At 59.0% G+C, this 19,809-nt stretch carries 21 protein-coding genes; 19 read left to right on the top strand and 2 right to left on the bottom strand.

The annotated features are described in order from the left end of the window. Nucleotides 1-54 precede the first annotated feature (54 nt). The 6 genes from ispF (at nt 55) to rpoS (ending at nt 5,159) form a co-directional block, all read left to right on the top strand. Nucleotides 55-528 carry a 2-C-methyl-D-erythritol 2,4-cyclodiphosphate synthase gene (gene ispF / locus NTD88_RS16865; RefSeq protein WP_262153586.1) on the top strand — a complete coding sequence of 158 codons (474 nt, stop codon included), beginning with the start codon at nt 55-57 and terminating at the stop codon, nt 526-528. Further along, a complete protein-coding gene (gene truD / locus NTD88_RS16860) occupies nt 525-1,583 on the top strand; it encodes a tRNA pseudouridine(13) synthase TruD (protein ID WP_262153587.1) in 1,059 nt (352 codons plus the stop codon). Before ispF ends, truD begins: the two co-directional genes overlap by 4 nt. Continuing rightward, complete coding sequence (surE, locus tag NTD88_RS16855) at nt 1,571-2,320, top strand: 5'/3'-nucleotidase SurE (RefSeq protein ID WP_095154058.1); 750 nt, start codon at nt 1,571-1,573, stop codon at nt 2,318-2,320. The genes truD and surE overlap by 13 nt, the downstream gene beginning before the upstream one ends. Before the next feature lie 38 nt (nt 2,321-2,358). After that, on the top strand, nt 2,359-2,997 hold the full coding sequence (locus NTD88_RS16850; protein ID WP_175651925.1) for a protein-L-isoaspartate(D-aspartate) O-methyltransferase: 639 nt from the start codon (nt 2,359-2,361) through the stop codon (nt 2,995-2,997). Between the two features lie 186 nt (nt 2,998-3,183). Continuing rightward, on the top strand, nt 3,184-4,044 hold the full coding sequence (locus NTD88_RS16845) for a peptidoglycan DD-metalloendopeptidase family protein (protein ID WP_095154056.1): 861 nt from the start codon (nt 3,184-3,186) through the stop codon (nt 4,042-4,044). A 107-nt stretch (nt 4,045-4,151) separates the two neighbouring features. Then, nucleotides 4,152-5,159, top strand: coding sequence for an RNA polymerase sigma factor RpoS (gene rpoS / locus NTD88_RS16840; protein WP_262129073.1), 1,008 nt, complete (start codon nt 4,152-4,154; stop codon nt 5,157-5,159). 489 nt (nt 5,160-5,648) lie between these two features. On the opposite strand, the gene fdxA is transcribed toward rpoS, so the two are convergent. Continuing rightward, nucleotides 5,649-5,972 carry a ferredoxin FdxA gene (gene fdxA / locus NTD88_RS16835; protein WP_095154054.1) on the bottom strand — a complete coding sequence of 108 codons (324 nt, stop codon included), beginning with the start codon at nt 5,970-5,972 and terminating at the stop codon, nt 5,649-5,651. A 140-nt stretch (nt 5,973-6,112) separates the two neighbouring features. After that, nucleotides 6,113-8,686, bottom strand: coding sequence for a DNA mismatch repair protein MutS (gene mutS, locus NTD88_RS16830; RefSeq protein WP_095154053.1), 2,574 nt, complete (start codon nt 8,684-8,686; stop codon nt 6,113-6,115). Between the two features lie 180 nt (nt 8,687-8,866). Between mutS and NTD88_RS16825 the strand changes: the two genes are divergently transcribed. The 13 genes from NTD88_RS16825 to NTD88_RS16765 all read left to right on the top strand — a co-directional run bounded on the left by NTD88_RS16825 (nt 8,867) and on the right by NTD88_RS16765 (nt 19,707). Further along, entirely contained in the window at nt 8,867-9,610 is a 744-nt protein-coding gene (locus NTD88_RS16825) for a helix-turn-helix transcriptional regulator (RefSeq protein ID WP_095154352.1), read from the top strand. Nucleotides 9,611-10,081: 471 nt separating this feature from the next. Beyond that, complete coding sequence (locus NTD88_RS16820) at nt 10,082-10,438, top strand: phage holin family protein (protein WP_095154052.1); 357 nt, start codon at nt 10,082-10,084, stop codon at nt 10,436-10,438. Continuing rightward, entirely contained in the window at nt 10,435-10,947 is a 513-nt protein-coding gene (locus NTD88_RS16815; protein ID WP_262129074.1) for a hypothetical protein, read from the top strand. Before NTD88_RS16820 ends, NTD88_RS16815 begins: the two co-directional genes overlap by 4 nt. Then, complete coding sequence (locus NTD88_RS16810) at nt 10,944-11,504, top strand: phage baseplate assembly protein V (RefSeq protein ID WP_262129075.1); 561 nt, start codon at nt 10,944-10,946, stop codon at nt 11,502-11,504. The genes NTD88_RS16815 and NTD88_RS16810 overlap by 4 nt, the downstream gene beginning before the upstream one ends. Before the next feature lie 132 nt (nt 11,505-11,636). Continuing rightward, entirely contained in the window at nt 11,637-11,963 is a 327-nt protein-coding gene (locus tag NTD88_RS16805; protein WP_095154049.1) for a GPW/gp25 family protein, read from the top strand. Beyond that, a complete protein-coding gene (locus tag NTD88_RS16800; RefSeq protein WP_262129076.1) occupies nt 11,960-12,841 on the top strand; it encodes a baseplate J/gp47 family protein in 882 nt (293 codons plus the stop codon). Before NTD88_RS16805 ends, NTD88_RS16800 begins: the two co-directional genes overlap by 4 nt. A 1-nt stretch (nt 12,842) precedes the next feature. Then, nucleotides 12,843-13,448 carry a phage tail protein I gene (locus tag NTD88_RS16795; protein WP_262129077.1) on the top strand — a complete coding sequence of 202 codons (606 nt, stop codon included), beginning with the start codon at nt 12,843-12,845 and terminating at the stop codon, nt 13,446-13,448. Next, the gene (locus NTD88_RS16790; RefSeq protein WP_262153588.1) at nt 13,445-15,205 is read left to right on the top strand and encodes a phage tail protein; all 1,761 of its coding nucleotides are present in this window, start codon (nt 13,445-13,447) and stop codon (nt 15,203-15,205) included. The genes NTD88_RS16795 and NTD88_RS16790 overlap by 4 nt, the downstream gene beginning before the upstream one ends. 3 nt (nt 15,206-15,208) lie before the next feature. Continuing rightward, nucleotides 15,209-15,637, top strand: a complete 429-nt coding sequence (locus NTD88_RS16785; protein ID WP_262153589.1) for a phage tail assembly chaperone — start codon at nt 15,209-15,211, stop codon at nt 15,635-15,637. Nucleotides 15,638-16,048: 411 nt separating this feature from the next. Then, the gene (locus tag NTD88_RS16780; protein WP_262153590.1) at nt 16,049-17,590 is read left to right on the top strand and encodes a hypothetical protein; all 1,542 of its coding nucleotides are present in this window, start codon (nt 16,049-16,051) and stop codon (nt 17,588-17,590) included. A gap of 111 nt (nt 17,591-17,701) precedes the next feature. Next, nucleotides 17,702-18,868, top strand: a complete 1,167-nt coding sequence (locus tag NTD88_RS16775) for a phage tail sheath family protein (protein ID WP_262153591.1) — start codon at nt 17,702-17,704, stop codon at nt 18,866-18,868. 12 nt (nt 18,869-18,880) lie between these two features. Continuing rightward, complete coding sequence (locus tag NTD88_RS16770; RefSeq protein ID WP_262153592.1) at nt 18,881-19,390, top strand: phage major tail tube protein; 510 nt, start codon at nt 18,881-18,883, stop codon at nt 19,388-19,390. Between the two features lie 17 nt (nt 19,391-19,407). Then, on the top strand, nt 19,408-19,707 hold the full coding sequence (locus NTD88_RS16765; RefSeq protein ID WP_095154044.1) for a phage tail assembly protein: 300 nt from the start codon (nt 19,408-19,410) through the stop codon (nt 19,705-19,707). The last annotated feature ends 102 nt before the right edge of the window (nt 19,708-19,809 follow it).

The following is a 19,809-nucleotide window of genomic DNA, read 5'->3' as shown; positions in this document are numbered from 1 at the left end:
CAAGGCCCGGCAAAGTAGGTAGAATCACGCCCTGACTCAATCAGGGCGTTTTTTATGCGTATTGGCCACGGCTACGATGTGCACCGCTTCGCGGACGGCGATTTCATCACCTTGGGAGGCGTGCGGATCCCGCACAAGGTCGGGCTGCTCGCCCATTCCGATGGCGACGTGCTGTTGCATGCCCTGAGCGATGCCTTGCTTGGCGCCGCCGCGCTGGGTGATATCGGCCGCCACTTCCCTGATACCGACCCGCAGTTCAAGGGCGCTGATAGTCGCGTTCTGCTGCGTCATGTGGTTGGCATCGTCCAGGCCAAGGGCTGGAAGGTCGGCAACGTCGACGCAACCATCGTTGCCCAGGCACCGAAGATGGCTCCGCATATCGAAACCATGCGCGAGCTGATCGCCGAAGACCTGCAGGTCGAGCTCGACCAGGTCAACGTCAAGGCCACCACCACCGAAAAACTCGGCTTTACCGGGCGTGAAGAAGGCATTGCCGTGCATGCCGTCGCGTTGTTGCTGCCCGCATGACCGAACTCGATCTTCTCGGTCCGCGCGCCAGCGGGCCGGCACTGGGTAGCGCAGTGCTCAAGGCCGTTGCGGAAGACTTCCAGGTCGATGAAGTGCTCGACATCCCGCTGTCGGGAGAGGGTGAGCACCTTTGGCTGTGGGTCGAGAAGCGTGATCTCAACACCGAAGAGGCTGCCCGCCGTCTGGCCCGTGCTGCAGGCGTTCCGCTGAAGACCATCAGCTACGCCGGGCTGAAGGACCGCCAGGCCCTGACCCGTCAGTGGTTCAGCCTGCATTTGCCAGGCAAGGCCGATCCGGACCTGAGCGCCGCCGAAAACGAAACCCTGCGCATCCTCAAGCGCACTCGCCATTCGCGCAAGTTGCAGCGTGGCGCCCATTCGGCCAACGGCTTCACCCTGCGACTGACCCGGCTCCAGGCGGATCACGCGGCGCTGGATGCTCGTCTCGAACAACTGAAAGCCGAGGGTGTTCCCAACTACTTTGGCACCCAGCGTTTTGGGCATCAGGGAGGCAACGTCGAAGAGGCGCGCCACTGGGCCGAGCGCAAGGCCCTGCCGGAGCAGCGCAACCTGCGTTCCCGGGTACTTTCCAGTGCTCGCAGCTATCTGTTCAACCGGGTGCTGGCCGAGCGTGTGAGCGACGGTAGCTGGCAGCGTGCCCAGGTTGGCGATCTTCTGGCATTCACTGATAGCCGTAGCTTCTTTCCGGCAGGCGAGCCGGAATGCAGCGATCCACGATTGGCAATTCTCGACCTGCATCCTACCGGGCCGTTGTGGGGCGAAGGGTTACCCGCGACGCAGGGGTTGGGCGGCGCCATCGAGCAGCGTATCGCCACCCAGGAAGCAGCCCTTTGCGAATGGCTTGGCAATGCTGCGCTGAAGCAGGAACGACGCATTCTGCGACTGCCCATTGGGCGTCTGACGTGGCATTATCCAGAGCCTGATACCCTGCAACTGGAATTCATCCTGCCGGCCGGATGTTTCGCCACCGTCGTGGTGCGCGAACTCATTGACCTGGTCCCGGTAGGGCAGACGGACAGCCCATGCGTATTCTGATTTCCAATGACGACGGGGTCATCGCACCCGGACTCGCCGCGCTCCACGATGCGCTGGCGGATTACGCCGAATGTGTGGTGGTCGCCCCGGATCAAGACAAGAGTGGCGCCAGCAGCTCGCTGACCCTCGATCGTCCGCTGCACCCGCAAACCCTGCCCAACGGCTTTATCAGCATCAACGGCACACCGACCGACTGTGTTCACCTGGGCCTGAATGGCCTGCTTGATCGCGTGCCGGATATGGTCGTGTCGGGGATCAACCTCGGCGCCAACCTGGGTGATGATGTGCTGTATTCAGGCACTGTCGCTGCAGCGCTGGAAGGCCGGTTCCTGGGGGGCACCTCGTTCGCGTTCTCGCTGCTGTCGCGCCTGCCCGACAACCTGCCGACCGCCGCCTACATCGCGCGCAAGCTGGTCGAGGCGCAACAGCGCCTGGAGCTGCCGCCGCGGACGGTGCTCAACGTCAATATTCCGAACCTGCCGCTTGATCGCATTCGCGGCATCCAGCTGACCCGACTGGGGCACCGCGCGCGGGCCGCGGCTCCGATCAAGGAGGTCAATCCGCGTGGCAAGGAAGGCTACTGGATTGCGGTGGCCGGTGATGCCGAGGACGGTGGTCCGGGTACGGACTTCCATGCGGTCATGCAGGGCTATGTGTCGATCACGCCACTGCAACTGGACCGCACCTTCCATGATGCCTTCGAACGCATGGATGGATGGTTGGAGGGCGTGCTTTGATGCGTGATCAGGGCGACATGATGCGCCGTGGTATCGGCATGACCTCCCAGCGGACCCGCGAGCGGCTGATCCAGCGCCTGTGTGAGGAAGGGGTGTCCAATCCCCGGGTGCTGGATGTACTGCGTCTTACGCCGCGGCATTTGTTCGTCGATGAAGCGCTGGCGCATCGCGCCTATGAAGACACCGCCTTGCCGATCGGCCATAACCAGACCATTTCACAGCCTTTCATGGTCGCTCACATGAGCGAAGTGCTGCTTGAGGCGGGACCTTTGGACAAGGTGCTGGAAATCGGCACCGGCTCCGGCTACCAGACCGCTGTGCTGGCGCAGTTGGTGGAGCGGGTGTTCTCGGTAGAGCGCATCAAGGTGCTGCAGGATCGCGCCAAGGAGCGTCTGACCGAACTGAACCTGCGTAATGTGGTGTTTCGTTGGGGCGACGGCAGCGAAGGCTGGCCGGCACTGGCTCCGTACAACGGGATCATCGTCACCGCGGTAGCACCGGAAGTGCCTCAGGCGCTGCTGGATCAATTGGCACCAGGCGGACGCATGGTGATCCCCGTAGGCGCCGTCGGCGAGGCCCAGCAGCTACTGCTGATCGTCCGCGAGGAACATGGATTCTCCCGGCGTGTGCTGGGCGCCGTGCGCTTCGTTCCGCTGCTCAACGGAACCCTGTCCTGACCGGTCTTTATTTTCAGAATCGGCGAATTCTCGGGTCGACGCCGGGTCTATGAGGCGGGCACTGTAAACCTGAGTCTGCAACGGTTCACGTTTTGCACCTGTTCAGAGCGCGCAAGACGCTCATGCCTGGTTATAATTGCAACGTTATTGCATTTTCAAACTCGACACCATTTAAGGGAGCGGCGGGTGAGTCAAACAGTCATTGGGCAGCGTATGGGTCTTTCAAGCATCAGGCTTCTGGTGGTTGCACTTGCCTTTGGCACGCTGGTGACAGGTTGCTCCAGCACCTCTTCTTCTTCCAGCAGCGCACGCGTGGTTGATCGCAACAGTGCAGCCGCCAAACGTCCTGCGGTCACTTCCGGGCAATATGTCGTACGCCCCGGGGACACGTTGTTCTCCATTGCCTTCCGCTACGGCTGGGACTACAAGGCCCTGGCCGCCCGCAACAGCATCGCGCAGCCCTACACCATCCGTCCTGGCCAAACGATCCGTTTCGACGAGCCCGGTTCCACCTCTTCACGGGTCGTTTCGTCAACGTCGCCGTCGAGCAAAACCACGGTGACACGGCGTCCCGCCGGCACCCCACCGCCGGTGAAATCGACAGGTACGGCCACGACGGCCCCGATCATCACACCTTCCACAGCGCCCACGCAGGTGCCCGCCGCAGAGCGTTCCAGTGGCGGTTGGGCGTGGCCGGCAAACGGCGTGTTGATTGGAAAATTTGCTTCAAACGGTAGTTTGAATAAAGGCATTGATATCGCCGGGGATTTGGGACAGCCTGTTTTTGCAGCGTCTGATGGTTCGGTGGTGTACGCCGGTAGTGGCTTGCGGGGCTACGGTGAACTCGTAATCATCAAGCACAATGAAACCTACGTTAGTGCCTACGGTCATAACCGCAGGCTTTTGGTTCGGGAGGGACAGCAGGTCAAGGTCGGGCAGACAATTGCCGAAATGGGGTCCACTGGCACAGATCGGGTGAAACTTCACTTTGAGATTCGCCGATTGGGCAAACCGGTAGACCCCTTGCAGTTCCTGCCAAACCGCTGATTGGTTGGTACCCGGCCTGTTCCTTAGCGTAATGGGGACAGGCTCTAGCGATGCCATGGATAAGGTACGCTCGAGTCTGAGTTCGAACTCAGCAAAGGACTATAACAATGGCTCTCAGTAAAGAAGTGCCGGAGTTTGACATCGACGATGAGGTTCTCCTCATGGAGACCGGCATCGTTTTGGAAACGGACGTGGTGTCAGACGAACCTGCTGTATCTCCGGTTCGGACAAGGGCCAAACAAGGCTCTTCGCTCAAACAGCACAAGTACATCGATTACACCCGAGCACTTGATGCGACCCAGTTATATCTGAATGAAATCGGTTTCTCCCCTCTGCTTACGCCCGAAGAGGAAGTCCATTTTGCGCGCCTGTCGCAAAGCGGCGACCCGGCGGGACGCAAGCGGATGATCGAGAGCAACCTGCGGCTGGTGGTGAAGATCGCCCGGCGCTACGTCAACAGGGGGCTTTCCCTGCTCGACCTGATCGAAGAGGGCAACCTCGGTCTGATCCGTGCGGTCGAGAAGTTCGATCCTGAGCGCGGCTTCCGTTTCTCCACCTATGCCACCTGGTGGATCCGGCAGACCATCGAACGCGCGATCATGAACCAGACGCGGACCATTCGCCTGCCCATCCATGTGGTCAAGGAACTGAACGTCTATCTGCGCGCCGCGCGCGAGCTGACCCAGAAACTCGACCACGAGCCTTCCCCGGAAGAGATCGCCAATCTACTCGAGAAGCCGGTTGCCGAGGTCAAGCGGATGCTTGGGCTCAACGAGCGGGTTTCCTCGGTGGATGTATCGCTGGGTCCGGATTCGGACAAGACACTGCTCGACACCCTGACAGATGATCGCCCAACGGATCCTTGCGAGCTGTTGCAGGACGATGATTTGTCCCAGAGCATCGATCAGTGGCTAAGCGAGCTGACTGACAAGCAGCGTGAGGTGGTGATTCGCCGCTTCGGCCTGCGCGGTCATGAGAGCAGCACCCTGGAAGATGTAGGGCTGGAGATTGGCCTGACCCGTGAGCGGGTGCGTCAGATTCAGGTCGAAGGGCTCAAGCGCTTGCGTGAGATCCTGGAGAAGAATGGCCTGTCCAGCGAGTCGCTGTTTCAATAATTAAAACGATCCGCCTTGCCCACAGAACGCCCCGACCTGATCGGGGCGTTCTTGTTTATGCGGCTGCCTGAGTGAGTTCCGTCAGAGCTGAGTGTTTTTGTGTAAGTCATCACTTACATCGCATGTAAGCATTTGCAGTAAATAGGGGTAAATTTTACGTTTAATATGGTCTGAATTTTTTATAAATCATTGAAAAATAAGCATTTATAAGAGTGCGTCGACAACCCATGTGTCTTTTTTTGAGAGCCATTGCCAGTTGCGGCGGCGGCGGCAAACGTTAATATTTGACCTGTGTCTACGGACTGACACAGGTTTTCAACGGATGAAGACCAAGGACATCGCAAGACGCGATTCATCAGGATGATGATAGGGAATACAGGGACTACGGAAAAAAATGTGGGCGGGTCAAACCGCCCCTTTTTTTGTCTGCGAAAAATGAAAAAAGGCCCGTCAGGGCCTTTTTTGTTGATCGGTGCGCAAGTCTGGGACTCAGCGCTCCAGATCCTTGATCTTGCCTTTGACGCCGTCGAACTCTTCGGCTTCCGCCAGAGCGTCTTTCTTTTCGGTGATGTTCGGCCAGATTTCCGCCAGCTCGGCGTTCAGCTCGATGAACTCCTGCATGTCATCAGGAACTTCATCTTCCGAGAAGATGGCTTGGGCGGGGCATTCAGGCTCGCACAGTGCACAATCGATGCACTCATCCGGGTGAATGACCAGGAAGTTCGGGCCTTCGTAGAAGCAGTCCACCGGACAGACTTCTACGCAGTCGGTGTACTTGCACTTGATGCAGTTGTCGGTGACGACGAAGGTCATTTCTAATTCTCTCCTCAGGCGACGGCAGCGGTGCCCTTCCAGTCAGGGCCGCTCGGTTTGGTAGGTTGGCGGCGAGCCAGGCTAATAACTCGCCGCTCCGCCAAACCGCGCGGGATTCTAACAGCTTGTAAGGCCGCGCGTTATAACAGAGTCTTCAGTTCATAGAGCATTTCGATAGCTTGGCGCGGCGTCATGTTGTCCATGTCGAGTTTGCCGATCCTTTCAATCGCCGGGTGCGGCAGGCTGGCGAACATGTCGCTCTGGTGCGGGACTTGTGGCGCGCTTGGGCTGGAGACCGCCTTGGGCACGTCATGAGGCAGGCTGGAGGTCTCCAGTCGGCCGAGGTGCTCGCGGGCCCGTTGAATCACCACGGACGGTACGCCCGCCAGTTGCGCTACCGCCAGGCCATAGCTCTGGCTGGCTGGGCCTGGGAGCACGTGATGCAGGAAGACGATGCGCTCGTTGTGCTCGGTGGCGTTCAGATGCACGTTGGCCACCAGCGGCTCGCTTTCCGGCAACACGGTCAGCTCGAAATAGTGCGTGGCGAACAACGTGTAAGCGCGCAGTTGAGCCAGTCGCTCGGCAGCGGCCCACGCCAGCGACAGACCGTCGAAGGTGCTGGTGCCACGACCCACTTCGTCCATCAGCACCAGGCTGCGTTCGGTGGCGTTGTGCAGGATATTGGCGGTTTCGCTCATTTCCACCATGAAGGTGGAACGGCCGCCGGCCAGGTCATCGCTGGAACCGATGCGGGTGAAGATCCGGTCCACCAGCGACAGTTGGCAGCCGGCTGCGGGCACGTAGCTGCCAATATGAGCCAGCAGCACGATCAATGCGGTCTGACGCATGTAGGTGGACTTACCGCCCATGTTCGGACCGGTGATGATCAGCATGCGGGTGCTGTCATCCAGGGACAGGTCGTTGGCCACGAAGGGGCTGGTCAGCACCTGTTCGACCACCGGGTGGCGTCCCTGGTCGATCTTCATGCACGGCTCGTCCACGAAGGTCGGGCAATTCAGGTCCAGGGTCAGGGCGCGCTCGGCCATGTTGCTCAGCACGTCCAGCTCGGCCAAGGCCGCAGCGGTGTCCTGCAGTGGTGCGAGATGGCTGATCAGCGTTTCCAGCAGCGCGTCATAGAGCATCTTCTCGCGGGCCAGGGCGCGGCTCTTCGCCGACAGCGCCTTGTCTTCGAAGACCTTCAGCTCAGGCGTGATAAAGCGCTCGGCGCCCTTGAGGGTCTGGCGACGGATATAGTCCGCCGGCGCTTGCTCGGCCTGTTTGCTGGGCAGTTCGATGAAATAGCCGTGAACGCGGTTATAGCCGACCTTGAGGTTGGCAAGGCCGGTGCGGGCCTTTTCGCGGGCTTCCAGGTCGATCAGGAACTGGCCGGCGTTCTCGCTGATCGACAGCAGTTCGTCCAGTTCGCTGTCGTAGCCGGTCTTCAGCACGCCGCCGTCGCGGATGACGGCCGGCGGGTTGTCGATGATGGCTTTTTCCAGCAGATCGGCCAGTTCCGGATAAGTCCCGGCGATGGCTGCCAAGCGTGCCAGATGCGGCGCTTCCAGCTCGGCCATGGCGTTCTGCAGCTCGGGCAGGGCGCCGAGTGCATCACGCAGGCGTGCCAGGTCGCGCGGTCGAGCGTTGCGCAGGCCGATACGGGCGAGAATCCGCTCGATATCGCCGATGTCTTTCAACTGAGGTTGCAGCCGTTCGAAGCGATAGCTGTCGAGCAGGCAGCGAATCGAACCTTGGCGTGCTTGCAGGACTTTAAGGTCGCGCAGCGGTCGGTTCAGCCAGCGGGTCAGCAAGCGGCTGCCCATGGCGGTCTGGCAGCGATCGATCACCGATTGCAGTGTGTTGTCGCGTCCACCGGCGAGGTTGACGTCCAGCTCCAGGTTGCGCCGGCTGGCGCCATCGAGGATAACGGTGTCATCCAGGCGCTCATGCTTGAGGCTGCGCAGGTGGGGCAGGGCGGTGCGCTGGGTTTCCTTGGCGTAGCCCAGCAGGCAGCCGGCGGCGCCGATCGCCAGGGTCAGCTTGTCGCAACCGAAGCCTTTGAGGTCCTGGGTCGAGAACTGCTGGCAAAGGCTTTTGCGGGCTGAATCACGGTCGAAATCCCACGGAGCGCGGCGGCGTGAGCCACGGCGTTTCTCGGCGGGCAGACCTTGCGGCCAATCGTCCGGGATCAGCAGCTCCACCGGGTTGATCCGCTCCAGCTCGGCTAGCAGGTTTTCCCAGCCTTTGAGCTCTTGCACCGTGAAGTTACCGCTGGTGATATCCAGCACCGCCAGGCCAAACAGTCGCTCATCGCCGAGAACGGCGGCGATCAGGTTGTCGCGGCGCTCATCCAGCAGTGCTTCATCACTGATCGTTCCGGGCGTGATGATCCGCACCACCTGGCGTTCCACCGGGCCCTTGCTGGTGGCCGGGTCGCCGATCTGCTCGCAGATCACCACCGACTCGCCCAGCTTCACCAGCTTGGCCAGATAGCCTTCGAGCGAGTGGAAGGGGATGCCACACATGGGAATCGACTGCCCGGCCGACTGACCGCGGGCGGTCAGGGTGATATCCAGGAGTTTTGCGGCTTTCTTCGCGTCTTCGTAGAAGATCTCGTAGAAGTCGCCCATGCGGTAGAACATCAGCTGTTCGGGATGCTGATTTTTCAGCTTCCAGTATTGCTGCATCATCGGGGTGTGTGCGGAGAGATCAGACATTCAAGGCCTTACAGCGGGTGTCTTTTGGAAGGTAGTGAAGGGCGCTAATACTACAGGGATTTCTCCTGCGACGCTGAGACGGGGGTATGTCAAATTCTCGCAGGCACAAGGGCGAGCGTGTCTTTCAGGTTGAACGACCAATGCATATTCGCATTGCTTTTCCTGTTGACCCTCGGCAGTATGCGTTCCATGCAAAAGCGCAATGTAGCCACCGTCCTTAAATCACTGCTGGACCGCCACGGGATCTCCGCCACGGAGTTGCACCGGCGAACCGGCGTACCCCAATCCACGCTGTCGCGGATTCTCGGCGAGAAGATCGTCGACCCTTCGGACAAGCATGTGTCGAAAATCGCCGAGTATTTCGGCGTGAGCACTGACCAGCTACGCGGTCGTGTCGACCTGGGCGACAGCCGCGAGCCGGGCCTGTCTGTCGATCATGCCGAATTGCGCGATATCAGCCTGTGGGACGATGAAACCCCCGTCGAGGACGACGAGGTTTCCGTTCCTTTTCTTCGTGAGGTCGAGTTGGCAGCAGGATCAGGAAGATTCGTCATCGAAGAAAGCGAGCGCGCGCGTTTGCGTTTCGGTAAGCGCAGCCTGCGTCACAACGGCGTGCAGTTCGATCATGCCAAGTGCGTGACGGTGCGTGGCAACAGCATGCTGCCGGTATTGCGCGATGGCGCCACGGTGGGGGTCAACACTGGTAAGAGCTCCATCGGCGACATCGTCGACGGCGACCTTTATGCGATCAATCACAACGGGCAGTTGCGGGTGAAGCAGCTTTACCGCTTGCCCACCGGTATTCGCCTGCGCAGCTTCAACCGCGACGAGCATCCTGACGAGGACTACAGCTTCCAGCAGATGCAGGAAGAGCAGATTGCCATCCTCGGTCATGTGTTCTGGTGGGGCATGTACGCCCGCTGAATCCTATTCGGCATCACCCAAAACCCGCTTCGGCGGGTTTTTTTTCGCCTGTCGAAAACCCTTCGCGACCAATGCGGGCGGGGATTTGATGCGTTAGCGCAAATCCATCAGTGCAAATATTTCCAAAAATGCATTGACTGTATATGCATCCATGCATAAAGTTTGTCTCAAGCCGGCCAGACACCGGTGGTGAGACAGGCAGCGATGAACAGGCCTCAACTGTTCAGAGGGTTGGCAACTGACCCGGGTGTGCAGCGTAAAGCACCGTAAGCAGTTATCCGGCGGGCAGGTGGCCGCGGTCGGAGGAACAATCTGAAGCGGAGGCGCCCTGCACACCAGTCGTGGCAGGCGTTTCGACAACGCATTACTGAAAAGCCTGGATGCACCGGGCTTTTTGGAATGCCGAGTGACAACTCGGTCCCATCCCCGTCCGGCCCGTCGCTGTGCGGGAAGAACAAAGGAGGCAGGACCGTGACAAGCGAGCAACAGACGTTGCTGGAAATGCCGATCTGGCTGGTGATCGTCCTGGCGTTGCTGGGCGGAGTCTCCGGTGAGATGTGGCGAGCAGACAGGGCCGGTGCCCGCGGCGGAGCGCTGTTCAGGCGGTTGGCGCTGCGGTCGGGAGCCTGCATGGTCTGCGGTGTATCGACGGTGATGTTGCTTTATGCCAGTGGCCTTTCGATCTGGGCGGCCAGCGCCTTCGGTTGCCTGACCGCGGTCGGCGGTGCGGACGTGGCCATCGGCCTATACGAACGCTGGGCTGCGAAGCGACTGGGCCTGGAGCAGCCGAACGGACAAGCAGGCAACGACAGTAAGGAGAGACCGTGAGCGAACTGAGCAGGCTACATGAGGCCATCACCGCGACCATCAAGGCTGCCATGCCGCAGCTCGAGACTGTCGGCAGCTACTCCACAGTGCAGCAGGACACGACACTGCCCGCGCTGTTCCACACCATCACCGCCTTGAGGCCGAGCACTGATCCGGGCGATGGCCACTCGTGCATCGTCGCGACATTCGAGGCGCGCATCGCCGTCGATGTCCATCGCCCGGATGCGGCGCTGGAAAGCACCGCGCTGGCTGCGCAACTGATGGTGCTGCTGCGCAAACAATATTGGGGCATCGATTTCGTCGAAGAGGCCAGTGCCATCCAGGCCTTGCCGCAAGCGACGGATTTGCCGACGGCAATTTGGGTGCTGCAATGGCAGCAGGTGCTGCACTTGGGTGAAGCCCAATGGCTCTGGCCGAATCAACCGCCAGGATCTTTGGTATTTGCTTTCGACCCGGACAGTGGTCCTGGCAAGGAAGGGGACTACAAGGCGCCGGAGGATTTCGCATGAGCTACGCAAGCGCCATGCATGACCGGATGATTTCCGCCTTGTTGATTCCTTGCCGGGTGGTGGCGGTGGACCTGGCCGCGGCCCGCGTACGGGTTTCCGATGGCGCCGGCTGGACCAGCGCCTGGGTTCGCTGGCACAGCCAGGCCGCCGGCAAGGCGCGCCACTGGCGTGCGCCGAGCATCAATGAACAGGGCGTGCTCATCAGCCCTAGCGGCGAGCCGGCGCAGGGCACCTTCGTTCCCGGCCTTTATGGCAACGCCGGCGATCAACCGGACAACCGCGAACACGTCGAAGTCTGGCGCTTCGACGACGGTGGCTCACTGATTTATGACTGGCAGGCGAGCAGCTACAGCATCGACCTGCCGCGCGGAACCCTCACCCTCAAGGTCGGCGGCAGCACGCTGGTGGCCACGCCTGATGCAATCGAACTGACCGCCGCCAACATGACCTTGAATGGCCCGGTGCGGATCAACGGAGCGCTGCAGGTAACAGGGGACATCCACGGCGGCGGCGCGATCATCGACACCGCCGGCAACACCCCGAACCACAAGCACTGAAACCTGCCCGCCGACGCGGGCTTTTTTATGCCAAGGAGAACGCCATGGCGAACCTGAATCACAACATCGCAGTCGACACCGGCCTTCCGTATGTCCACTGCCTGTCGAGTGCTGACCTACGGGAGTGACGCGATGATCGGAATGGATCGCCGGACCGGTCAGCCGTTATCCGGCATTGCACATTTGCGGCAGTCCATCGAAGACATCCTCGGCACGCCGCTGGGTAGCCGGCGCATGCGTCCGGACTACGGCAGCAAGCTGCGGCGCTTCGTCGACCTGCCGGTCAACGAGGGCTGGAAAAGCGCGGTACAGGCCGAAGTAGCCCGTGCCCTGGTGCGCTGGGAACCACGCCTGAAACTGGAGCGGGTCCGGGTGCTGTCAGTGGTGAACGGGCAAGTGAGCCTGCAACTCACCGGACAATACCTGGGCGATAGCCAGATCCTGGAGGTGACGGCATGAGTGGTATCGAACTCTCGGCGCTGCCCGCGCCGCAGGTGTTGGAAGATCTGGATTTCGAGGACATCTTCCAAGGCGACCTGGCGGCCTTCAAGGCGCACATGGGCGAGAGCTGGAACGCGCAGTTGGAAAGCGACCCGGTGACCAAGCTGTTGGAAGTCGGCGCCTATCGGACCCTGCTCAACCGGGCTCGGGTCAATGATGCGGCCAAGGCGTTGCTGCTGGCCTATGCCATTGGCAGCGATCTCGACCAACTGGCGGCTAACGTTCGTTTGCAACGTTTGGTGGTGCAGGAGGCGGATCCCAACAGCGTACCGCCGACCGAACGCATTCTTGAAGAAGACGACGCGCTGCGTGAGCGTATTCAACTGGTTTACGAAGGGCTGACCACCGCGGGCCCGCGCAACAGTTACATCCTCCATGCTCGTAATGCCGCGGGAATGGTGGCCGATGCTACGGCGGAGAGTTCTTCGCCGGCGGTCGTGGATGTCACGGTGCTGAGCCTTGACGGCTGGGGTGTCGCCAGCGCTGAGCTGCTGGCACAGGTGACGGCGCATTTGAACGCGGACGATGTTCGGCCCGTGGCCGACCGCCTGAATGTTCGCAGCGCCGAAATCCTGCCGTACCAGATCAACGCCGTGCTGCACATGGTCGGCAACGGTCCGGAGAACGAGGCGACCTTGGCCGAGTGTCGGCGCCGCTTGCAGGCCTGGATCAATCCGCGGCGGCGTTTGGGTGTTGAGGTGCCGCGCTCGGCCATCGACGCACAATTGCACATCAGCGGCGTGGCCCGGGTCGAGCTGACAGGCTGGACCGATATCCGCCCGAGCAAGGCGCAAGCGGCATGGTGTACCGGCTTCGATCTAAAGCTGGGAGGCTGACATGACTAGCCTCCTGCCTATCAACAGCACATTGCTGGAGCGGGCCATCGAGGCGGCATCGACCGACGCTCCCGAGATCCCGCTGCGTGTGCTGTACAACCCCGACACTTGCCCGTCGCACCTGTTGCACCAACTGGCCTGGGCCTGGTCGGTGGACCGCTGGAATGACAGTTGGTCCGATCCGGTCAAGCGCGCGGTGATCCGTTCCTCGTTCGACGTGCATGCCCGCAAGGGCACCCTCAGTGCGTTGCGCCGGGTGGTCGAGCCCTTCGGTTACCTGATTGAAGTGGCCGAGTGGTTCAACACCGTGCCGCAAGGCGTGCCGGGGACGTTCTCGCTGAAGATCGGCGTGTCCGAAAGCGGCATCAGCGAAGAGACCTACGAGGAGCTAACCGCCCTGATCGACGATGCCCGGCCTGTCAGCCGGCACCTCATCGGCCTGGCCATTGCCCTTGATACCAAGGGCTACCTACGCGTTGCCCTGGGCCTGAGCGAAGGCGACGACATCGACATTTACCCGCCCATCCTTCGAGACATCGAGGTGCGCGGCAACCACGGCTTCATCGGCCGTGACCATCAAATCGAAACCCTGGACGTTTACTCATGACTGACCAGAACAGCCAGTTCTTCGCGATCCTCACTGCGGTGGGGGAGGCCAAACAGGCCAACGCGAATGCTTTGGGCGTGCCCTGGACCTTCGCCCAGATGGGCGTGGGCGATGCCAACAATACCGACCCGGTGCCGTCGCGCACTCAGACCAAGCTGATCAATGAGCGGCGTCGTGCGCCGCTGAACCAGCTCACGGTCGATCCGAAAAACGCCAGCATCATCATTGCCGAGCAGGTGATTCCGCCGGATGAGGGTGGTTGGTGGATTCGCGAAATTGGTCTCTACGATGCCGCTGGCGACCTGGTCGCGGTGGCCAACTGTGCGCCGAGCTTCAAACCGCTGCTGAGCCAGGGGACTGGCAAGACGCAGGTGGTGCGGTTGAACCTGATCGTGACCAGTACGGCCAATGTGCAGTTGAAGATTGATCCTTCAGTGGTATTGGCAACACGGGATTACATCGAGACGGTGATCATGACCGTGCTGCCGCCGACGCGACCAGCGGGAACGTACACCAAAGTTCAGGTCAACAATCGCGGTGTGTTGATTGCAGGTGATAATCCAACAACGCTGGCGGGCTATGGCATTACCGATGCGATGCCTAAATTTGCCGGGGGCCTTCTGACTCGGCCCGATGCAGTCCAGGGCAAACTCAGGGAGGTGGCCGATACTCGTTTCGTCACTCTTACTGACGCGACCACAGATCGGCCTGCTGGTCTTACCTATGGCGTTGGTATGCATGTGGCGTGGGGTGCAGGCGAGCAAGGCATCGACTTTATTGGAAGCCTGGAGGGCGAGGAGAACTTTTACGTTCGTCATTACACAAAATGGGGAACTGAAACATATCGTAGGCTTTGGACTGAGAAGAACTTTAACCCCGACAGCAAGGCTGACAAGGCAAAGACCCTTGTGGGCTACGGTATTACTGATGCGCTGTCCAATCGAGGGGGAGAGGTTAATGGCAATCTTACTTTTCTCTCCGCGCATAACCTTTATATGCGTGCTGGCCAGACGCAATCGTTCGCATCAGGGCTTACAGCATTGTCCGATACCGATGTCACTCAGGCTGGCATAGGGTTTTGGGGGAGCCAGGCAGCAGGTTTTATCAAGGCTTATTTGGGGCTTGGTCCTACACCTTGGGCAAACGGTCTTGGCATTCGGGTGGACAATGATGGTGTGGAGATAACCGGTGCCACCAGATTCAATGGCGTAATTTCCGGGAATGGCTCCGGGCTTCACAGTCTGCCAATGGCGACGCAAGTGGAAGCCGAGGCTGGGACGGACGCGACGAAGCCAATGAGTTCTCTGCGAGTCTTTCAAGCCGTTGCCAAGATTGTCAGGCAGGCAACAGAAAGTGCTGCTGGTGTATTCAAAGTTGCGACGTTGGAACAAGTGAACGCCGGGCTTAGTGATGACGTCGCTGTGACACCGAGCAAAATGCGCTGGGGTTTTCGCATGCTTGTTGGCGGTAACGGTTATGTGGTTCTACCGAAGTGGCTGGGCGGATTGATCCTGCAATGGGGCGCCACTTCGGCGCAACTCGTCAATACCATTGGAACAACGACCGCTTATTTCGCCTACCCCATTCAGTTCCCCTCTGGCGCATTGTTCGTCACCACCAGCAATGTAGGAACATCCGAACCGCGCAGCAGCGGTGTTGCATCAAACGTTTATGACGCGTCCGGTTTCTTCGCCTCGTTCGAGAACACCAGATCGGACCAGTCCGTGGCTGCCCGCTGGTTCGCGATAGGGAGTTAACACATGACAAGATTCATCACGTTCGACGATCAAGGGGTGTTGAAGGCACGCCTGATCGAAAACCTTCACACGATCCCCGAGGACGCCGTTGCGGTTTCGGAGGACTTGTGGAATCAAACTATCCAGGAAGTCGATGGCGTCTGGCGGGTCGACGATGAAGGCAACATCGCCAAGCACCCGCACGCCGTGATCGTTGACCTACCTGCTGTAGAGCGTGCCTGGCGGAACAGCGAACTGGAGCGCATCAAATGGCTCCGCGAACGCCATCGCGACCAGCAGGAGTTGCAGACAGTCACCACCCTGAGCAATCAGCAATTCAGCCAGTTACTGGCTTATCTTCAGGAACTGCGTGATTGGCCCCAATCCGACGCATTCCCGGATGCCGAGCAGCGTCCGATCGCCCCTTCCTGGATAATCGAACATATCAACTAAAAGTCCGTATCGCGGGTGCCGTCCAGCCGTAAAACTCCATTACCGCCATCGAGAAGCAAGTGATTCCGGTGGATGAGGTTGCTGGTGACTTCCTTGACCTTCCTGAAGTTAGCTGAATTGTTGGATTGGAAGGAAGCTTTGCGCGATTGGCCATTAGTTAAAGTGTTTTCATGTCCCGTTTTATAGTAAATCTCACTCAGTTAAGCTTTGTCGTTCCCGCCGGCCTCATATCGCTAATATTCTGAATATACGCCAGGCAGTGCTTTTTTTGGGGCGATAGTAATCAGTAGATGATAATGCATTTCTACGCCGTCTGGCTGTCGTTGATGTGCCCGGAATTGGCCTTGAATGATGCTCTACTGAAGGTTCTTATTGAGGGCTGATTAATCATGTCTTCTTCTTGGGGTAAGTATGACGAAAAATACCGAAATTTTTGTTGGCACAAGTGGAGTTGGTGGTTCGCCCTCGCCAGAGGCGAAGGTTTTATCGCGCAGTGCTAATTTGACGCTGAACAATTTTGGTGTATCGCCCGATGACTTTGGTGCTGTTGGGGATGCGGTCACTGACGATCTTGATGCATTGTACCTGGCCCTCAATGAAGCGGTCACTAGGCGGGTTCCGTTAAACCTCAATAAGACCTATGGGGCTCGTGATGTTTTCCTCATTGAGGACGTAAATGGTTTAGTTATTCAGGGCTCAGGTGGTATTCGCAGTCGTAGTGCTATCGCAACATCCGTTCTTGAAATAAAAAACTGCACCTCGATTGTTGCAAGGCCAGGCCTATATATTGATGGTGAGTCTAGGGAGAACATACAATCCGCAGTAAAGGTCTGGGCTTCAGGTTCAAAAACCTGCTCGCTTCACTCGCTTGGGTTCAGCGTCATCAATGCGACGATAGGTTGGCAGTTTGGAGATTTTTCGGCGCCTGAAAACTTGTTGTCGGAAATCGTTGTCCATAATGGTTACACTTACAATACGCCGCAGCCTATTGTTGTGATTGGTGCGCAGGCGGTAATTGAGGTAGCAAGTTATCAACTTGTTAGCCATGGTCTAGAGACGCTTGCTTCAAAAGCACATGTCATTGCATGCGTATATGGCTCGGTTCTGGTAATCAATTCAGGTGAGAGCTTGATGCCAGCAGTCAATACCGGGTTTGGCTTTCTTTCTTGCCCGCTGGAGTCTCCTACTGGCTTCAATTCGTATGGGGACATCATTGTTCAAGGTACGTCAGTCGAAAATGCAAGTATTATGTTCCTTGCTTACAATCCGAGATCTGTTCCGTCGGTCAGATCTGGCAGTGGCGGGCTCAGAATGTCAGGATGCCGTGGCTATTACACTTACTCTGGGACATCTTTTCAAGGTGCGGCGGATTTTAACGGAAAAGTAATTATCGATAGTACAAATAATTTTTTCCGTGGTAACACGAATACTTCAAAGCTCGCTTCGTGGCAAGGGCCTGTAGAGTATTACATTGACCCAGTAGCATTCGATGATAACTGGCAGCGAGGCTTAGCTGGAAGCACCGGTGGAATTGCTATCTTCCCCTATCAGAAGATATTTGATGCTGGATACCTGGCTGGTGCAGCGTTAAACTCCGGTGTGTCAGAACTCATTTTTAAAAGTGTGCCGGCTATTCCTGAAAATTCACATTTTTTCGAATGTTACAACTTGTCTGATGGAGTGTTCACTGTCCCCGAAGGCGGCCTGAAGAGTGTGGGGTTAAATATTTCCCTCAAGTGTTCTCAGCCGTCTCCAGCATCCTCCGTTCAGGTCTATGTGAATGGTGCTATTTTTGATGAGTTTGGCGCCAATGCAATATATTGCAATGGATCTATTTCAATTGGCGACCTTTCGGCCGGTACGACTATTTCCGTCAAGTACTCCAACGCGGCGGGAGCGTTTATTTCGTCAGGCGGCAGTAAAGATAGAATCACCATCTATGCTCGACGCTGATGTTTGTCATGAATAATTAAATTTTTAGCCCGGCCCTGCCGGGAACTTTCTTTTGCTCAACCCATGAAGGCCCCGCACTGACGGGGCCTTCTCATATCTGGAGAAATACCAATGAGTGGATTCTTCCACGGCGTTACCGTAACCAGCGTTGACACCGGTTCGCGCAGCATTGCGCTGCCTTCCTCTTCCATTATCGGCCTGGTGGACACCTTCACCGAAGGTCCGACCGCCACTGCCAAGGCCAATGACCTGGTGCTGATCACCAGCGAGCGTGAAGCCATCGCGGCGTTTGGCGCCGATGCGGCCATCACCAAGGCGTGCCAGGCAATTTATGCCCGGGCCAAGGCGGTCATCGTCGCTTGTGGCGTGGCCAAGCTGGCCGACGCCGCCGAGCAGACGTCGGCGATCATCGGTGGCGTGCTCGCCGACGGTAAGCGCACCGGCCTGCAGGCGCTGCTGGACGGCAAGAGCCGTTTCAACGCCCAACCACGTTTGCTGGTGACCCCGAAACACAGCGCCACCCAGGCCGTGGGCACCGCTCTGGTCGCCCTGGCCGACAAACTGCGCGGCCTGGCCATCATCGACGGTCCGAACAGCACCGACGAAGCCGCCCTGGCCTACGCCGAAAACTTCGGCGCCAAGCGTGCCTTCCTGGTCGATCCGGGCGTGAAGTACTGGGACACCGGTGCTGACGCCACTGTCGATGCACCCGCGTCGGCCTGGGTTGCCGGCCTGTTCGCCTGGACCGACAGCGAGTACGGCTTCTGGGCCTCGCCGTCGAACAAGGAATTCGTCGGCATCACCGGCACCACCCGCCCAGTGGAATTCCTCGACGGCGACGAGACCTGCCGCGCCAACCTGCTGAACAACGCCAACATCACCACCATCATCCGTGATGACGGCTTCCGCCTGTGGGGCAACCGCACCCTGTCCAGCGATCCGAAGTGGGCCTTCGTCACCCGCGTGCGGACCATGGACATCGTCATGGACGCGATCCTCTACGGCCACAAATGGGCGGTGGACCGCTCGATCACCGCGACCTACGTCAAGGACGTGACCGAGGGCCTGGAGAACTTCATGCGCGACCTGAAAGCCCAGGGCGCGATCATCAACTTCGAGGTCTACGCCGACCCTGAACTCAACACTGCCAGCCAGCTGGAGCAGGGCAAGGTGTACTGGAACATCCGCTTCACCGACGTCCCGCCTGCAGAAAACCCCAACTTCCGTGTCGAGGTCACCAACCAGTGGTTGACCGAAGTCCTCGACCAAGCCGCTTAAGGAGCACTACCCATGGCAATGATTCCGCAAACCCTCGCCAACCTGAACCTGTTCGTCGACGGCGTAAGCTTCCAGGGCGACGTCACCAGCCTGACCCTGCCCAAGCTCGCCATCAAGGTCGAAACCCACCGCGTCGGTGGCATGGACACCGCCATCGAGATCGACCAGGGCATGGAGGTACTGAGTGCCTCCTTCAAAACCACCGGTATTCGCCGCGAAGCGCTGAAGTTCTTCGGCCTGGCCGATAGCTCCGGTTTCAACGGCACCTTCCGCGGTGCCTTCAAAGGCCTGAAGGGCGCCATCACCCCTGTGGTGGTTACCCTGCGCGGCATGCTCAAGGAAGTGGAAATGGGCGACTGGAAAGCGTCCGAGAAACCCGAGACCACTCACGTTGTTTCCCTGACCTACTACAAGCTCGAAATCGATGGCCGACTGATGTACGAAATCGACCCGCTGGGCATGAAGCGCGTCATCAACGGCGTCGACCAACTCGCCGCCCAACGTTCGGCCCTGGGCCTCTGAGATAAGGACAAGCTCGTATGACGCAAGCAACGAAAATTCCTGCCTGGCTGACCGTGAGTGCTGACCGTGTCGTGGTCAAACTCAGCCGTCCAACCGAAGCCAATGGCGTGCAGGTCGACAGCCTGTCGCTGCGCGCGCCCACTGTACGTGACCTGCGTGCCGCGCAGTCCGGCGGCGCCGACGACGAAACCCGGGAGCTGAACCTGTTCGCCTCCCTTGCAGAAGTTGGCACCAAGGACCTGGAGGGGCTGACGCTGAAGGACTACAGCCGTTTGCAGGCCGGCTATTTTCGCTTGGTGCAAGACGACGAGCTTTGATCCCTCAAGGCACAAGGCGGCAGCGAAGCGGCTCGCGAAAGAGCTGAACTTCTCTGCCGCCGAAATCATGACCATGTCGTACAGCGACATGGTCTGGTGGCT

Origin of the sequence: Pseudomonas sp. 20P_3.2_Bac5 (genome assembly GCF_025466035.1) — a bacterium.
Classification (GTDB): domain Bacteria; phylum Pseudomonadota; class Gammaproteobacteria; order Pseudomonadales; family Pseudomonadaceae; genus Aquipseudomonas.
The sequence above is the reverse complement of the archived record's forward strand: the minus strand, read 5'-3'. Positions and strand labels throughout refer to the sequence as shown.

Coding starts and splice junctions, on each gene's coding strand:
- NTD88_RS16785 (WP_262153589.1), top strand. CDS start 15,209: ATGACAAGATTCATCACGTTCGACGATCAAGGGGTGTTGAAGGCACGC.
- fdxA (WP_095154054.1), bottom strand. CDS start 5,972: ATGACCTTCGTCGTCACCGACAACTGCATCAAGTGCAAGTACACCGAC.
- truD (WP_262153587.1), top strand. CDS start 525: ATGACCGAACTCGATCTTCTCGGTCCGCGCGCCAGCGGGCCGGCACTG.
- ispF (WP_262153586.1), top strand. CDS start 55: ATGCGTATTGGCCACGGCTACGATGTGCACCGCTTCGCGGACGGCGAT.
- NTD88_RS16795 (WP_262129077.1), top strand. CDS start 12,843: ATGACTAGCCTCCTGCCTATCAACAGCACATTGCTGGAGCGGGCCATC.
- NTD88_RS16775 (WP_262153591.1), top strand. CDS start 17,702: ATGAGTGGATTCTTCCACGGCGTTACCGTAACCAGCGTTGACACCGGT.
- mutS (WP_095154053.1), bottom strand. CDS start 8,686: ATGTCTGATCTCTCCGCACACACCCCGATGATGCAGCAATACTGGAAG.
- NTD88_RS16790 (WP_262153588.1), top strand. CDS start 13,445: ATGACTGACCAGAACAGCCAGTTCTTCGCGATCCTCACTGCGGTGGGG.
- NTD88_RS16765 (WP_095154044.1), top strand. CDS start 19,408: ATGACGCAAGCAACGAAAATTCCTGCCTGGCTGACCGTGAGTGCTGAC.
- NTD88_RS16780 (WP_262153590.1), top strand. CDS start 16,049: ATGACGAAAAATACCGAAATTTTTGTTGGCACAAGTGGAGTTGGTGGT.
- NTD88_RS16825 (WP_095154352.1), top strand. CDS start 8,867: ATGCGTTCCATGCAAAAGCGCAATGTAGCCACCGTCCTTAAATCACTG.
- NTD88_RS16805 (WP_095154049.1), top strand. CDS start 11,637: ATGATCGGAATGGATCGCCGGACCGGTCAGCCGTTATCCGGCATTGCA.
- NTD88_RS16850 (WP_175651925.1), top strand. CDS start 2,359: ATGACCTCCCAGCGGACCCGCGAGCGGCTGATCCAGCGCCTGTGTGAG.
- NTD88_RS16800 (WP_262129076.1), top strand. CDS start 11,960: ATGAGTGGTATCGAACTCTCGGCGCTGCCCGCGCCGCAGGTGTTGGAA.
- NTD88_RS16770 (WP_262153592.1), top strand. CDS start 18,881: ATGGCAATGATTCCGCAAACCCTCGCCAACCTGAACCTGTTCGTCGAC.
- NTD88_RS16810 (WP_262129075.1), top strand. CDS start 10,944: ATGAGCTACGCAAGCGCCATGCATGACCGGATGATTTCCGCCTTGTTG.
- rpoS (WP_262129073.1), top strand. CDS start 4,152: ATGGCTCTCAGTAAAGAAGTGCCGGAGTTTGACATCGACGATGAGGTT.
- surE (WP_095154058.1), top strand. CDS start 1,571: ATGCGTATTCTGATTTCCAATGACGACGGGGTCATCGCACCCGGACTC.